This is a genomic window from Mucilaginibacter sp. UYNi724, from assembly GCF_054057495.1.
Map to the genome: position 1 here is coordinate 1 of NZ_JBSRZI010000002.1, position 14,056 is coordinate 14,056.

Consider the following 14,056-nt stretch of genomic DNA (forward strand, 5'->3'; position numbering starts at 1 on the left):
CTATACTTTAAATGCGAGGCTTCACCTTTTACTTTAACTACCTTGTAACTCATTTTGTTGACCATTTATTAGTCAACTTTTTTCAGGACGAGACACTTAAATAAAAAAGCCCCTAAGTAACACTTAGAGGCTTAAACTCTCACTATTGAACTCATAAACCAATTAACCAACAATTCATTATACGTTGTACTCATATTTAGGTTGCATTGAATTTAACGAATTTTTAAAATTTTACGTAAGAACGATAGAATGGCACCTTTTAAGAAAAATAATTAATTATAGCATATCGGTTAAAAGTAAACTGCATTATACTTTTCATGGTAATTAATTATTTTACAACAAGGGTGTTTTTAACCTATTTTGAAATTTAAATCAGGGTAAAAAAGGCTTAATTGATATCATTGCCATCCATACGTGGTAAACACCTAAAATATATAGCTCGAAGTTGTAATTTAGGGTATGGAAACGCATCGAGGAATGAAGTTAGAATTTGTTACCGGCAAGCTTGGTTATAACGTAGATGATCTTTCCCTCAAGCTCAAAGTTAGTCAACGAACAATTTTAAAGTGGTTTAAAATGAGCGATTTGAGTGCCAAAGTTATCAATAGCATAGGTAAAGCTATAGGTTATGATTTCAAATCCCATTTCCCCGATTTATATAGCGATAACAATACCCCATTGGTTTACGTGATTGACGATGCCGACCTGGATATTATTATATTAAAGCATTCCATTAACAGGGTAGTGAATAATACCAAGATCGAAGTCTTTAACAACGGGGACGATGCGATAAGCAGGCTTCTGCATGTAAGCATTAATACCCCAGAGCAACTGTCCGATTGCATTTTCCTTGACTTAAATATGCCGGTAAGCGATGGGTGGGATTTTATTCTAAACTTTCAGCGACTTAATATAGACCCTTTAGGCAGGATACGTACGTTTATATTAACGTCTTCTCTATGGCAGGCTGATACCGAGAGAAGCCTTAAGATACCATTTATTGAAGAACTTATTCGGAAGCCAATCGGGTTAGAAAAGATAAGAGCCATTTTTAACCTTAATTGTTATTAATATGGTACGCACGGCTTATAATCCTGTAAAAACAGCTTTTGAGCTTTGGCTTATAAGTTGCTATTTATGAAGTCTTACAATCTTTTGATGGATCGCATGCACTGTAATTCAACAACATTCGTAGATCAACTTGATGTTGGTAGCTTAACTCAAAATATTCTATTTTACGCTCTTATTATCGGCATGGCGTTTGTAATCATCGCACAATTTTCAACTTTAAAAGCTAGGAAAAGGGATTAGGCTGTTATAAACGCTTTTAATGGCATTAACATTTTATATTAACATACACAGTTAAGTTGCTTCATTGCCGGTCGTCAGTTTTGCAGGTCCTTCTTGATGAATTTATGGTACAGGTATTCTGCATAACCCACACTTATGTAGTCGGGGAATTTCCAATTTGGGTAATAGCGCCTTTTGATATATTTAAGATAGCTAAAAAATGCTATTCCCAGTATAAGGGTGATAGACATGCCTAATAACACAATACAAAATATGGAAAATAAACTCATTGTTATTGTTATAATAAAGTAATGTATAATATGTTCTGCTAATATAGTCATTACTAACGCATTACAAATAAATGTGGAAAAATAATAGCTGAAAAAGTATTAATAATATCTGTCATTTAAACATTGATACAATGTTTTGTTTTTACGGAGGGAGTATGCTTTCTATTTACTTGGCAAATTTGGTTTTTGACAAGGGTTTTGTACATTTAGCGCTTACGCATTATCTATCGCAAAATATGGGTTCAAGAGATATACAAGGGAAACTTTGGGGTGAGCGTGCCGAAGATTGGGCAAACATCCAGGAGCAAACGGGTATTGCCGGTTATAATTATGTTATAAATTATTTAAAGCCCACAGCTGCTGACAGATTATTGGATGTTGGTTGCGGCTCCGGCTTGTTTGGCGACCTGGTGAGTTTAACAGGTGCCAAAGTTACGGGCATAGATGCAAGTGAACGTTTGATTGAAAGAGCTAAGAAACGCAACCCAATCATCCATTTTGTGAGCGGGGAGATGGAGGAATTGCCTTTTGAAGATAACTCATTTACCATAGTTTGCGGGTTCAATTCATTCCAATACGCCGCCAATGTCCAAAATGCTTTAGTTGAGGCCAAACGCGTATTGCAACCAGGCGGGAAGCTGGTAACTATGATCTGGGGTAATAAGGAAGACTGCGAAGCGGAAACCTACTTAAAAGCTGTTGGCAACCTTTTGCCTCCTCCGGCACCAGGTGCACCAGGCCCTTTTGCACTTACCGAAAACAGGCTGTTGGAAAATACATTAGAACAAGCCGGCTTTAAGCTTTTACAGGTGGAAGATGTTACCTCCGTTTGGGATTACGCAAGTACAGAAACTGCGATCAAGGGCCTGCTTGCCACCGGCCCCGTAGCCAAAGCAATTGCGCATAGCGGGTTTGATAAGGTTCACCAAGCCATTTCTGAAGCTATACAACCATATGCGCAAGCTAATGGGCATGTGATATATCACAATAAATTCAGAATAGCTGTATCCGAAAAATAGGGGCTATTAATATTCAGCCAATACGTTAAACGCAATGCCAGCAATGCCTACTTTTTCCCAGGTAGCCTGGCTGGTTTCGCGCGAGATAACCGCGCCGCTGCCGAATATACTCAAATAAGCAGAGAACATTAGGCCGTGGCCTTTTGAATTTGCTATCCATTCCAGGCTGGCAAAAAAGTTATCGTCAACATATATGCCGTATGGCTTAAGGTTTACCTCGATGTCTTTTTGGCCTGCCAGCACATCTACATAAATATTTTGGTTTTGCAGCAGTTGATCGGGCATGCCTTTTTTAAGGCTGTAAAAGTTGAGGCGCAGCTTTACCGGGTATAACGGCGCATTAGTAATATGTACATTGAATTTTTTAAGATAAGTTGGCGCTTTTTTAATCTTGATAACCGTGCCTATCTCGTGGCCCAGGTTATTGTCAGAAAAGCCCGCATTGCTGTTGTCAGATTTTGATGTGTTTCCCAACACGCCTTCCTTCCATTTACGGTTGGTTACGCGTACCTCCTTAAGTTGCGTGATGGATGGCTGCAGTAGAATGGTTTTATGCGCATCGTTAATAAATGATGCTACCTTATAAATGGAAGGCGCATATCCTATCATAGATAGCTTTAACGTATCAGCTTCATGGCCGGCAAGGTTTAACCTATAATGGCCTGCGCTATCGGTAACAGTCCCAACATTTTTGCCAATAATGCCCACGTTTACATAGGGCAGGGGCAGGTTGGTCTTCGCATCTTTTACAAGGCCTTCAAATACCTGTGCATTTGCAAATAAGGATGAGGAGATAAGTAGGGCAACAAACAAGATCAGTTTCATAGCAGTAAGACGTGTTTGTTGCCCCATTAGTTACGCCATGGCGTAAAATTCTTCGCGTTGTTTTTGTACCACTTCGCTGTTGATGTACTCGTCGTAGGTCATCAGTTTATCAATGATACCACCGGGGGTTAGCTCGATGATACGGGTAGCAACGGTTTGCACCAACTCATGATCTCGTGAAGTGAAGATGATGTTGCCTCTAAAATCTTTCATACCGTTGTTTAGCGCGGTGATCGATTCCAGGTCAAGGTGGTTGGTTGGCTCGTCAAGCAACAGCAAGTTAGCCGATTGCAGCATCATGCGGCTAAACATACAGCGCATTTTTTCACCACCGGATAGGACGTTGCTTTTCTTTAATACCTCTTCGCCGCTGAATAACATACGGCCAAGGAAACCACGGATAAACTGGTCATCCTTGTCACCTGCCGAATACTCGCGCAACCAGTCTATCAGGTTATCATCTTTACCTTTAAAGTATGATGAGTTATCGATAGGGATATCCGCAAGATTTACGGTAACGCCCCATTTAAAGCTGCCCTTGTAATCTTTATCGCGCCCTGCCAAAATATCGTAGAAGGCCGATGTTGCCAAACTGTTTTGAGATAGCACGGCAATTTTATCGCCTTTGTTGGCCATGAAATTAATATCGGCAAACAGCACTTCACCGTTAAGCGATTTGCTTAGTTTCTCGGTTTGCAGTACCTGATCGCCAATTTCGCGGCCCTGGTTATTAAATATAATGCCAGGGTATTTACGGTTAGAAGGTTGGATCTCGTCCAGGTTGATCTTGTCCAAAGCCTTTTTACGGCTGGTTGCCTGTTTAGATTTTGATGCATTGGCGCTAAACCTGCGGATAAACTCCTGCAACTCTTTTACACGTTCTTCGGTCTTCTTGTTTTGGTCGCTGCGTTGTTTCAGGGCCAACTGGCTGCTTTCGTACCAAAATGTATAATTACCGGTGTAAATGGTCATCTTAGCAAAGTCGATATCCACCACGTGGGTACAAACGGTATCTAAAAAGTGTCTGTCGTGAGATACAACCAACACAATAGCTTCATACGTTGCCAGGAAATCTTCCAGCCAGGTAATGGTGTGGATATCCAGGTCATTCGTTGGCTCATCCAGTAATAAAATATCGGGTTTACCAAAAAGGGCCTGTGCCAATAACACACGTACCTTTTGGGTGTTATCCAGGTCCTTAACCAGGCTGTAGTGGAATTCTTCTTTAATGCCTAAGTTGCTCAATAGGGTAGCGGCGTTGCTTTCTGCATTCCATCCATCCATTTCGGCAAAAAGGTTTTCCAGTTCGCCGGCACGTTCGCCATCGGCATCGCTAAAATCCTCTTTCATATAAATAGCATCCTTCTCCTTCATAATGGCGTACATCTCTTTGTGGCCCATCATTACGGTTTCAAGAACGGTAAATTCATCGTAAGCGTAGTGGTTTTGGCTCAATACCGCCATGCGCTCGCCGGGGGTAAAGCTCACCGTTCCGCTGCTTGGGTCTATCTCGCCCGAAAGGATCTTCATGAAAGTAGATTTACCCGCGCCATTCGCGCCAATTACGCCATAGCAATTGCCCTGGCTAAACTTTAGGTTAACATCTTCAAAAAGGGTGCGTTTTCCGTAACGTAAGGATAAATTAGATACCGTTATCATGCTGTACTTGTATTTGGCGCAAAAATACGGTAAATAGTTAATTTATTTAAACCGATAAAAACTTTACACATCGGCACAAGTGCATATATTAAAATAGCTGCTCCCTTATCTATCAGCCGCGTAACAATAAAACAGCTGCTATAATATATTAACCAGTTAGAAATAGTGATTTTAAAAATAGCGTATTTATACGTATTAAACCAAGTATAAGCCTCATTGCCAGCTGCTTCGCGTTATTACATCTTTGAACTATCAAAAGCTGTGCTACCAACACTTTTTTTGAATACGGTAATTCCCGATTGCTGAAAAGGGAAAATAGAGTAAGCGAAAAACAAATCACATTATCATGGCAAAAGAAACTCAAACAAATCCGGTGATTATTAAGATACCATTGGAAGAGGAAAAAAACGCGGCAAACCTTATGGCTTACGTGGTTGACAAAGAGGGCAAGGTAACCGAATCGCACCCGTTGAGAAGCGGAGAGGCGCGTTTAGCAACGTCGGCAGCCAACCTGCATGCCAGCAAGCTGTATATAGCGCCCGAACTGCCAAAAGAAGCCGGTAAAACTACGGTAACAGAAAGTGTTTTACAGCAAATGGAGGCTTGGCAACCATCGCTTCGCATACCATCAGATGGTATTTTCAGATTACCGTATATCCCTGCGTTCCCATATCCGTTCCAATTTGGCTGGTGTAATATATCAGGCGCGGTGCATAAAACATTTAACGTTAACGGGCATCCCGAAGTTTTAAACATATGTAATTCAAGGGTGCACATTTGCAATATAACACCCATCAGGATACTGATACCCCATATACCTATCAACATCCTAAAAGACCTGCGGGACAGATTGGTAGCGGTGATCAAAAAACCGATCCCTATACCAGATCCCGGCCCAATACGCACAAGTTTCACCAATGCTTTAAAAAGAAGCATCGCCCCGGGCAACAATTTTTACGAGTTGGCAGATGTGCACGAGCTTGTAGAAAAACTGCCTATTCGCCCTACACTACCAGAAAACATCCAAAATGCCATCCTTTCGGGATCTATGGAGAGCTTTAGCAAAACTATTGCTAACAACTTTAATCTGTTTCATCCTTATTTATGCTGGTGGCCCTGGTTTTGGCCTTATTTTTATAAAAACACACCAATTGCCACGGTAATAACAGATTGCCACGGCCGCTTTAACTATAACATGTTTTATTTTAAAGCAAACCATCCAAATGTTTATGTATGGGTAGAGGTACTGATAAATGGCGTTTGGGTAACGGTTTATAAACCGGCCATATCCTGCCATACTTACTGGAATTATGCTTGCGGCACCGATATAAACGTATCTGTTACCAACCCTGCAGTAAGGCCTTGTTTTTGTGACAGCCCTGCAATTGAAGCTAATTACGTATGGGTTAAAAGCGTAAACAGGGGAGTAAGCGTAAGGAGCATCCAGCAACAGGAAACCGCGAGCGGCCATCTGGATAATGCTGTTGGGCTAACAGCTTATAGCAACAAGGGTAACATTAGCCCTTTTGGCGGCGGCTTTTCTTTGGTGCTGCAGTTTGGCGATGCCCTGGCAGGTTTTGGCGTTACCCACTACAGGTGGACCAGCCAATTGCTGAAAGATGCTTATCTGGGTAACAATGTGGGTTCGCCGGAAACACTCGGGGGGAGTGTAGCAAAGGCTTATTCACATTGGATCCAGGTAGCGCCGGGCGACTGGGAACATGTGCCGGGCAGTTTCGCGCTTGGGCCGTACCTTGATTCGACAGGTAAAGTGATGTATAAAATTCCGCATATCCATGCCAGCGCCGATACAGGTCTTGCAGATGCCGTATGGGATACCGGCATTGATACCGATGCCATAAATATAAATACCGTTGGCTGGACACCCGGCTTATATCAGTTCACTATCGAACTTTTAAACAATAACGGGCAGGTTGTTCCGCTAAACTACAATCCTTTTAAAGTAAGCAAGATAGCTACAGATGGCGGGCCCGCAGTTGGTGACACCATTGACGCCGACCTTGCCGGTAACGGTTATGTAAAGCGGGATGTAAGCAATCATGTAACTGGCTTTAACTTCCTGATGCGTGTAGACAATGATTATTGCTATGCCGGTATCTCTGACGCTTTGGTTGACGGGCACTCTACCGATACCGAATGCGGCACCGGGTATTACGATGATAAGTTTAACGATAAGGTTGAATTAATTTTCCAGGCCGGGCACGCTCATAATTTCGCCACTTATGGTTTTAATGTTTACAAAGGTAATAGCGGCGCTTTGGGCGCTGCCGCATCTGCCGGGACATCAGCTAACGCTAATAACCTGCTAAATGTAACCACCGGCGATAATGTTTACGACATAACGCAGGTTACATTTGGCCCGGCACAGGCTCCACCTGCAGTGCAAAACCCGGTTAACCGCGTTGCCAATATGGATCAATATCATAAAGCTATAGGGGTAAGCGATATGTTGGGCACATGCACAATGGCCGCGTTTTCAGAAAACTTAAATGTTTACGCAACCCATACCAATGGTAACGACAGGCTTAGCCAGTATGATGCCCACTATATTGCAGCAATAGCTGTTGCGCCAAAATCGTAGCTATTTTATTGCGATAATGCCCCGGTTATTTTATAACCGGGGCATTTGTAGTTAGCCTTACCCAAAGTATCTTAAAGGGACGTCATTAAAAAAGAACCCTATCCAAAGGAGAGGGTTAAGATAAGGCCGCTTACAATACGTCCGCCTCGGTGATGATGTTATTTTTTAGGGCAAATATTACAACACCTGCGATGTTTTTTGCCTGGATCTTTTCCAGTATTTTTACCCTATATCCTTCAATGGTGCGCTTGCTCAAATAAATCTTATCAGCAATTTGCTGGGTTGTTTGCTGCTGGCATATCATCTGTATAATGATCTTTTCCCTTTCGTTTAACACAACGGGGTGTTGCTGCACGTTTTGATTACCCTTGCTGCGCACTATCATGGTAGCCAGCAGGAATGAGGTTTGCGAGCAGTAATAATTTTTATTTTGGTAAACGCTGTTAATCGCGTCAATAATCTCGTCTTTATGCGCGTTTTTAAGCAGGTAACCTTTAGCGCCGGCTTCCAGCATTTCTACAATAAGGTTTTCCTCATCAAACATGGAAAGGGCAATAACGCCAATATGCAGGTAGGATGCCAATATATGTTTTGCGCTTTGTATGCCGTCAATACCGGGCATCCGTATATCGGTCAATACAATATCAGGCTTTTCGCGGTCTACTATTTCCAGCAGCTGGTGCCCGTTTAATGCACGGCCGCAAACGTTAAAACCCTTGTGGCCGGCAAGCATCAGCGCCAAGCCATCTAAAAAAATTTCATGATCGTCTGCAATTACAATATTGATGTGATTATAATACATGGCCTTTACAATAAATCGAAATTAAATATTAAATAAAGGTAAATAATTGAATATAATATAACTATCATGTATAACTATAAGTTAGGTACCCTGATTATTATTTTACAGCCGGCATTTACGGTGGTAACAATTTTAAACGTGCCGTTAATTATTTCGCAGCGGTTTTCTATGCTTTTAAGTCCCAGGCCTTCTGATGCTTGCCTCAATTCGGTTAAGTTAAAACCCCGCCCATCATCTTCTGATAGTAAAAAAAGCAGGCCCGGCTGGCCTGCGATTGTCAGCTTAAGTGTTGCCGCACCCGAATGCTTGATAGTGTTATGTACAATTTCTTGTATGATCCTGAATAAATGGAGCTCGATTTTTTTGGATATCAAAATATCGTCGGCAACGTCAAATTTGATATTTAATAAGTTACGGTTTGTTAAACGCGATATATACTCTTTTACCGCCACTATCAAGTTGTTTCTTACCAGGCTGCTTGGTATCAGGTTATATGATATTTCGCGCAGGTTGCTAATGGCCTCGTCTATATAACCGGATGCTTTATTCAGGGCCTCTTTATCCGCATCGTTGTTGATAACGATGCTGTGCATATATAATTTTACGGTTGAAAGTAATGGACCCAAACTATCGTGCAGATCGTTAGCTATCCGCTTACGCTCCTGTTCCTGGATCATGATTTGCGCCTGTATCCTTTCTTTTTGCAATTGAATGTAGCGCTTGTTGTAACGTATAATTGATACAACAAAAAATATAATTACTATGGCTATTAATAACGATGTAATTATTACCGTATAAAATAATTTATCCGTCACACTGTAGGTATTAGCTGCGTTGTTTTTTATTATCGCTTAAAAAACTGTTATAACCGTCTTTGTTATTTTGGGTTATTAAAAATATAGCAATGGCATATATCAGGTTAGTAAACAGGTTTATATATCCAAAACCTATAATAATTTTATTAGCCACGATGGATTTATTATACCCGATATAAAAAGACGCCTCGTAGATGATCTGGTATAAAAAGAAAATGATAAACCCCAGACTGATCACAAATTTGGGATTTTTTAATAAAATATCATTGTGATAAAACATCATAGCATTAATTTGATTGATGCTTAGCAAAACAATAATGAAAGCATAAAATACCCTAAAGTAGGGGCTAAAGGTATTTAAGTTACCAAACACAAGTACTTCTATTACCCAAAATGCAGCACAGGTAGCCGTCAAAAAATAAAACAGGTATTTATATTTTACTGTACTTTTCCACAAATACAACTGGTGCAGGATAATACAACACTCTACAAGGCTGTAAATTTTAATAATGGGAGCATTACCATGCCTGTAAATGTTAATAAAGATAAAACTAATTATTTCGGCAATAAGCCCCAATATCAGCAAAATAAAAAAAGGATTATACGTTTTGTATAATCCTTTATAGCGTATAATGCCTATAAAAATTGGTATCAATATAGATTGACTTGAAATAAAATTAGTTATGTTTTCCATCCCAACTATTAATTGGGCTTAACTAAACTACTTTTTATGGCGCACAAGGTTGGGCATCGCTGCCCGGCTTCAATAACTATGGCAGGTTCGCTCTCTTCATTGCTGGTAAGCCGCATAATTTTATTACTGCCTTCGGTAATATCGTTGCCTTTATTATCAACACCCACAAGTACAAGCCTGATAAACCCTTTATCATCCTTCCCCAAATAAATACGGACATCTGTTACGCCCTTTTGATTAAGTAAGGCAGCTATCGCATCCCTGTTAAATTTTTCAGCCAGTGGTGTGTTAAAGCTGTTGGTGTCTTTTAGCTGGCGCATCATTTCAACTCTCCCTTTTCTAAAATTGGATGTGAACCGTTCGGCTTGGTTTAGCGAAATGAAGTGCACTTTTGCCTTTACCTCGTCATAAGAGATCTTACCGGACGGCGTGCACTGTATAAATAAAACAGTGGTGCAAAAAAACGTTGCAGATAATAACAAAAGTTGGAAGTGTTTCATGATTGATTTTTAGGTTGTTTAGTGGCTATCATATTAAAATACGATGCAATGTGTAATTATATGTTTGTAAATGCTAATATAGCTACAGCAGGCCTACATACACAGCGTATATATGCTGCAAATAATACGTACTTATACGCATTTAAAAGCCTGCATAATTTTTTTTAAGTTGATAAGACCATCTCGATACATAAGATAGGCTATAACAAACAAAATATTGCAAAGGCGCGATTAATACGCCACTTTAAACTTCACGAAAAAATCAGTAAATGGTTATTTATTAACCAAAGGGTAATTTGGCTGTAGAATTATTACTTTGGGATAAAAAATGAACGTAGCGGGCGAGGGGGTAGAATACCGTTTTACATTATTCCAAACTCATAATTTTTTTATTGTAAATAAGTTGTAAATGTGCGTTTAAAATGCATAGATTAGGTTTTTAATAACAATTGATTAATAGTACACCTAAAAGTATTTAAACCCTAATTTAAACTTTATGACTATTGTAGTAACAAGTCTGTTTATCGTGAATGCATTGGTAGTAGTGCAGCACTTAAAGGTAAAAAGATCTTAAACCCCCGAAAATGAGGATCGACTAACTTAGCAACTTTGCTAAGTTAGTTGTTTCCTCGTCCACAAGCTTTTGAAGCGGCCCCGAAGCAAACATCTTCATCATCATATTCAGGTCGGCAGTAATGGTAAAGGCCGCTTGTGTAGCGCCGTCAACCTCACTCAATTCCCATTTTAGTTCCATATCAAACGGCGGTTTCTCGGCCGGGATAATTCTTACCAGGCTATCGGCCACACGCTCCGCAATCTTTATCGAAAGTTTTGTAATGTTTTGGATGTTAAAACTGGCTACATCAGCGGTCGACTCCCAATCCTCGATATTATCTGGCATCAGCTGGCGGTGATTATTCAAATCTGCCAAAAAAGCATATACCTGTGCTGCCGTTTTTTTTACCGTTATTGTACTTTCAAAAACACTCATAGTAACTATTATTGTCCCCAGGTTGAGGGTTGTTTGCGCCATTCCTTTAACACCGAGGTATCAGCAGCAGAGATATAACTATGCTGCTCGGCGTATTTTAAAAGCGCGTCGTAATTAGATAAAGTGATGAACGGGCATTTAGCCTCTTTAAAGTTATTGGTAGCTATATCAAACCCATAGCTAAAAATAGCGGCAAGGCCTGCTACAGTGTAACCCGCATCGCGCAAAGCCTGAACTGCTTGTAAGCTGCTTTTGCCGGTAGATATTAGATCTTCGATAACCACCACACGCTGGCCCGGAGAAATTTCGCCCTCTATCAGGCTGCCTGTACCATGCTCTTTTGCTTTTGCACGTACGTAGATAAATGGTAAGCCCATTTCTTGCGCTACCAATGCGCCCTGCGGGATGCCCGCGGTTGCCACACCTGCGATACAACCAACCGAGCCAAACTGCTCCTGGATGGCCGATGTAAGCTGCTGGCGGATGTACGTACGGATTGTTGGATGTGATAGTGTAACCCGATTATCGCAATAGATGGGTGATTTCCAACCCGAAGCCCATGTAAAAGGATTATTAGGTTGTAATTTTATTGCTTTAATTTGCAGCAGAAATTCCGCGACCTGCTGTTCGGTCTCACTATTGGTATACATGGCTCAAAAATACAGAATTTATATTAACGAAAAAGTGATTTTGCTAACAGTGAAAACACCCAAAGTTGCATCTCACTATCAAAAGATTGATGCTGAGCATTTTGATTTGAAAATTGTTTACCATTGGGTAGATAAACAGCCCTTTAAATTATTTTACGTGCTTTGCGATAATGCCAGGGCTTTCCTGAAAAAGGTTATTAAAAATAATGTATTGATAGAAGCGGCCGGCGGCCTGGTTACAAACCAAAACGGCGAACACCTATTCATTTACCGCAACGATAAGTGGGATTTACCAAAAGGTAAGATCGAGAAAAAAGAAAAAACTAAAATTGCCGCCGTGCGCGAGGTAGAGGAGGAGTGTGGCATAAAGGTGAATAAACTGGAAGAGAAGATCTGTAAGACATACCACACCTATATCTACAAAGGCGAGGTGGTGCTAAAGAAAACCCATTGGTTTAAAATGGCCTACAAAGGCAAAGCCAAGCTGGTGCCGCAATTAGAAGAAGGCATTACAGATGTGCGCTGGTTTAAAAAGGAGGATGTGCCAACTATTGTGAGCAATACCTTCCCGTCTATTATTGATGTGTTGGAAAAAGAAGAGTTGATTATAAATACGGTAGGGCTTCTTTCGGAATAAACTGGGCAACATCCCCATTGTAGCGGATTATCTCGCGCACAATGCTCGAACTGATGGACGAGTACCCCGGTTTGCTTACAATAAATATACTTTCAATTTCCGGCTCGAGCGCGTGGTTCATTTGCGCTATGGCTTTCTCGTACTCAAAATCGGATACAGTACGGATGCCGCGGATCATATAATCGGCACCGATGCTTTTACAAAAATTAACGGTTAAGCCTTCATAAGCTACTATGTGGATGCGGTCGTCTTGCGCGAAAACCGCCCGCAGCATATCCTCGCGTTTGCCAACGCTAAGCAGGCCCTGCTTGGTACTGTTTACCCCAATGCCTATGTAAACCTTATCGAAAAGGCTTACAGATCGTTTTACAATATCAACGTGAGCTTTGGTAACCGGGTCAAACGAGCCGGGGAAAAGGGCTATTTTCATATAGGTGATAACACTGTGCTTATTCAAAAGTAGTTAATAATTCTATTATAAAAACTAAACCCTGCATGTCATTTCGAACGAGCGGGGTAAGGAGTGCGGTGGAGCGAGGAGAAATCTTATACGCCCTGCAATCCGCGATGCGTGTCTTATACTTATCGCTTGAAGAAACCCCTCCCTACACCCTCCCGTTGGGAGGGAATCGCGCGAGGCCGCCCCTTTTTAATTCCGCCATTGTTGGTGTTGTCACCAACAAGCCACCATGCTTTTACACCAACCCGTTTATCTGCGCATACTGCAGCAGCATAATCGTCTTCGCATCTTTTATTTCGCCGGATTTAACCATTTGCAAAGCTTTTGTAAATGGCATTTCCATTACCTCGATATTTTCGGTTTCTTCGGCAAGGCCGCCGCCATCGCTTACCTTCATGTCTTTGGTGTATTCGGCCGTGAAAAAGTACAGGATCTCGGTAACAGAGCCAGGCGACATGTACGCTTCAAATGCTTTTTGTACCGATGTTATCTTGTAGCCCGTTTCTTCCTCGGTTTCCTTGCGGATGCAGTCTTCAGGATTGTCCTTATCCAGCAACCCTGCGCAGGTTTCAATCATGTAGCCATCGGCGTTGCCATTTAAATACGTGGGCATTCTAAACTGGCGGGTAAGTATCACGGTTTGCTTGGCTTTGTTGTACAGCAAAATGGTGGCGCCGTTGCCGCGGTCGTAAGCCTCGCGCGAGTGGGTTTGCCATTTGCCATCGCGGCCCAAAAACTCATAGGTTACTTTGCGCAGGGTGTACCAGTTATCTGATAGCACGGAGGTTTGAACGTTTCTAACAGTATCGCTCATGTTAAGAT

General features: G+C 41.3%; 15 protein-coding genes. 4 read left to right on the forward strand and 11 right to left on the reverse strand.

Annotated features, from left to right (window positions below):
* Nucleotides 1-576: 576 nt before the first annotated feature.
* Complete coding sequence (locus ACVW0P_RS02770) at nt 577-1,071, forward strand: response regulator (RefSeq protein ID WP_457130721.1); 495 nt, start codon at nt 577-579, stop codon at nt 1,069-1,071.
* 314 nt (nt 1,072-1,385) lie between these two features.
* Here ACVW0P_RS02770 and ACVW0P_RS02775 read toward each other — a convergent pair whose 3' ends face one another.
* The gene (locus ACVW0P_RS02775) at nt 1,386-1,580 is read right to left on the reverse strand and encodes a hypothetical protein (protein WP_354430915.1); all 195 of its coding nucleotides are present in this window, start codon (nt 1,578-1,580) and stop codon (nt 1,386-1,388) included.
* A 155-nt stretch (nt 1,581-1,735) separates the two neighbouring features.
* Between ACVW0P_RS02775 and ACVW0P_RS02780 the strand changes: the two genes are divergently transcribed.
* The gene (locus ACVW0P_RS02780; RefSeq protein WP_457130722.1) at nt 1,736-2,599 is read left to right on the forward strand and encodes a class I SAM-dependent methyltransferase; all 864 of its coding nucleotides are present in this window, start codon (nt 1,736-1,738) and stop codon (nt 2,597-2,599) included.
* 6 nt (nt 2,600-2,605) lie between these two features.
* On the opposite strand, the gene ACVW0P_RS02785 is transcribed toward ACVW0P_RS02780, so the two are convergent.
* Entirely contained in the window at nt 2,606-3,424 is an 819-nt protein-coding gene (locus tag ACVW0P_RS02785; RefSeq protein WP_457130723.1) for a carboxypeptidase-like regulatory domain-containing protein, read from the reverse strand.
* 30 nt (nt 3,425-3,454) lie between these two features.
* A complete protein-coding gene (locus ACVW0P_RS02790; protein WP_354430912.1) occupies nt 3,455-5,083 on the reverse strand; it encodes an ABC-F family ATP-binding cassette domain-containing protein in 1,629 nt (542 codons plus the stop codon).
* Between the two features lie 346 nt (nt 5,084-5,429).
* Here ACVW0P_RS02790 and ACVW0P_RS02795 point away from each other — a divergent pair, with 346 nt between their 5' ends.
* Nucleotides 5,430-7,685, forward strand: a complete 2,256-nt coding sequence (locus ACVW0P_RS02795; protein WP_457130724.1) for a hypothetical protein — start codon at nt 5,430-5,432, stop codon at nt 7,683-7,685.
* A 130-nt stretch (nt 7,686-7,815) separates the two neighbouring features.
* On the opposite strand, the gene ACVW0P_RS02800 is transcribed toward ACVW0P_RS02795, so the two are convergent.
* The 6 genes from ACVW0P_RS02800 to pyrE form a co-directional block, all read right to left on the reverse strand.
* Entirely contained in the window at nt 7,816-8,487 is a 672-nt protein-coding gene (locus ACVW0P_RS02800; protein ID WP_457130725.1) for a response regulator, read from the reverse strand.
* Between the two features lie 74 nt (nt 8,488-8,561).
* The gene (locus ACVW0P_RS02805) at nt 8,562-9,302 is read right to left on the reverse strand and encodes a sensor histidine kinase (protein WP_457130726.1); all 741 of its coding nucleotides are present in this window, start codon (nt 9,300-9,302) and stop codon (nt 8,562-8,564) included.
* A gap of 10 nt (nt 9,303-9,312) precedes the next feature.
* Nucleotides 9,313-9,996: a hypothetical protein gene (locus tag ACVW0P_RS02810; RefSeq protein WP_457130727.1), complete on the reverse strand. Its 684-nt coding sequence runs from the start codon at nt 9,994-9,996 to the stop codon at nt 9,313-9,315.
* Between the two features lie 8 nt (nt 9,997-10,004).
* Nucleotides 10,005-10,496 carry a hypothetical protein gene (locus tag ACVW0P_RS02815; protein ID WP_457130728.1) on the reverse strand — a complete coding sequence of 164 codons (492 nt, stop codon included), beginning with the start codon at nt 10,494-10,496 and terminating at the stop codon, nt 10,005-10,007.
* Nucleotides 10,497-11,091: 595 nt separating this feature from the next.
* Nucleotides 11,092-11,487 carry an SRPBCC family protein gene (locus ACVW0P_RS02820; RefSeq protein ID WP_457130729.1) on the reverse strand — a complete coding sequence of 132 codons (396 nt, stop codon included), beginning with the start codon at nt 11,485-11,487 and terminating at the stop codon, nt 11,092-11,094.
* Between the two features lie 8 nt (nt 11,488-11,495).
* Nucleotides 11,496-12,137 carry an orotate phosphoribosyltransferase gene (pyrE, locus tag ACVW0P_RS02825; protein WP_457130730.1) on the reverse strand — a complete coding sequence of 214 codons (642 nt, stop codon included), beginning with the start codon at nt 12,135-12,137 and terminating at the stop codon, nt 11,496-11,498.
* A 49-nt stretch (nt 12,138-12,186) separates the two neighbouring features.
* Here pyrE and ACVW0P_RS02830 point away from each other — a divergent pair, with 49 nt between their 5' ends.
* Entirely contained in the window at nt 12,187-12,774 is a 588-nt protein-coding gene (locus ACVW0P_RS02830) for an NUDIX hydrolase (RefSeq protein ID WP_457130731.1), read from the forward strand.
* Here ACVW0P_RS02830 and coaD read toward each other — a convergent pair.
* Both coaD and nudK read right to left on the reverse strand, forming a co-directional pair.
* On the reverse strand, nt 12,743-13,204 hold the full coding sequence (gene coaD, locus ACVW0P_RS02835) for a pantetheine-phosphate adenylyltransferase (RefSeq protein ID WP_457131143.1): 462 nt from the start codon (nt 13,202-13,204) through the stop codon (nt 12,743-12,745). The genes ACVW0P_RS02830 and coaD overlap by 32 nt on opposite strands.
* A gap of 265 nt (nt 13,205-13,469) precedes the next feature.
* Nucleotides 13,470-14,048 carry a GDP-mannose pyrophosphatase NudK gene (nudK, locus tag ACVW0P_RS02840; RefSeq protein ID WP_457130732.1) on the reverse strand — a complete coding sequence of 193 codons (579 nt, stop codon included), beginning with the start codon at nt 14,046-14,048 and terminating at the stop codon, nt 13,470-13,472.
* Between the last annotated feature and the right edge of the window lie 8 nt (nt 14,049-14,056).

Coding starts and splice junctions, on each gene's coding strand:
- ACVW0P_RS02785 (WP_457130723.1), bottom strand. CDS start 3,424: ATGAAACTGATCTTGTTTGTTGCCCTACTTATCTCCTCATCCTTATTT.
- ACVW0P_RS02795 (WP_457130724.1), top strand. CDS start 5,430: ATGGCAAAAGAAACTCAAACAAATCCGGTGATTATTAAGATACCATTG.
- ACVW0P_RS02770 (WP_457130721.1), top strand. CDS start 577: ATGAGCGATTTGAGTGCCAAAGTTATCAATAGCATAGGTAAAGCTATA.
- coaD (WP_457131143.1), bottom strand. CDS start 13,204: ATGAAAATAGCCCTTTTCCCCGGCTCGTTTGACCCGGTTACCAAAGCT.
- ACVW0P_RS02780 (WP_457130722.1), top strand. CDS start 1,736: ATGCTTTCTATTTACTTGGCAAATTTGGTTTTTGACAAGGGTTTTGTA.
- ACVW0P_RS02810 (WP_457130727.1), bottom strand. CDS start 9,996: ATGGAAAACATAACTAATTTTATTTCAAGTCAATCTATATTGATACCA.
- ACVW0P_RS02775 (WP_354430915.1), bottom strand. CDS start 1,580: ATGAGTTTATTTTCCATATTTTGTATTGTGTTATTAGGCATGTCTATC.
- ACVW0P_RS02815 (WP_457130728.1), bottom strand. CDS start 10,496: ATGAAACACTTCCAACTTTTGTTATTATCTGCAACGTTTTTTTGCACC.
- ACVW0P_RS02790 (WP_354430912.1), bottom strand. CDS start 5,083: ATGATAACGGTATCTAATTTATCCTTACGTTACGGAAAACGCACCCTT.
- ACVW0P_RS02800 (WP_457130725.1), bottom strand. CDS start 8,487: ATGTATTATAATCACATCAATATTGTAATTGCAGACGATCATGAAATT.
- pyrE (WP_457130730.1), bottom strand. CDS start 12,137: ATGTATACCAATAGTGAGACCGAACAGCAGGTCGCGGAATTTCTGCTG.
- nudK (WP_457130732.1), bottom strand. CDS start 14,048: ATGAGCGATACTGTTAGAAACGTTCAAACCTCCGTGCTATCAGATAAC.
- ACVW0P_RS02820 (WP_457130729.1), bottom strand. CDS start 11,487: ATGAGTGTTTTTGAAAGTACAATAACGGTAAAAAAAACGGCAGCACAG.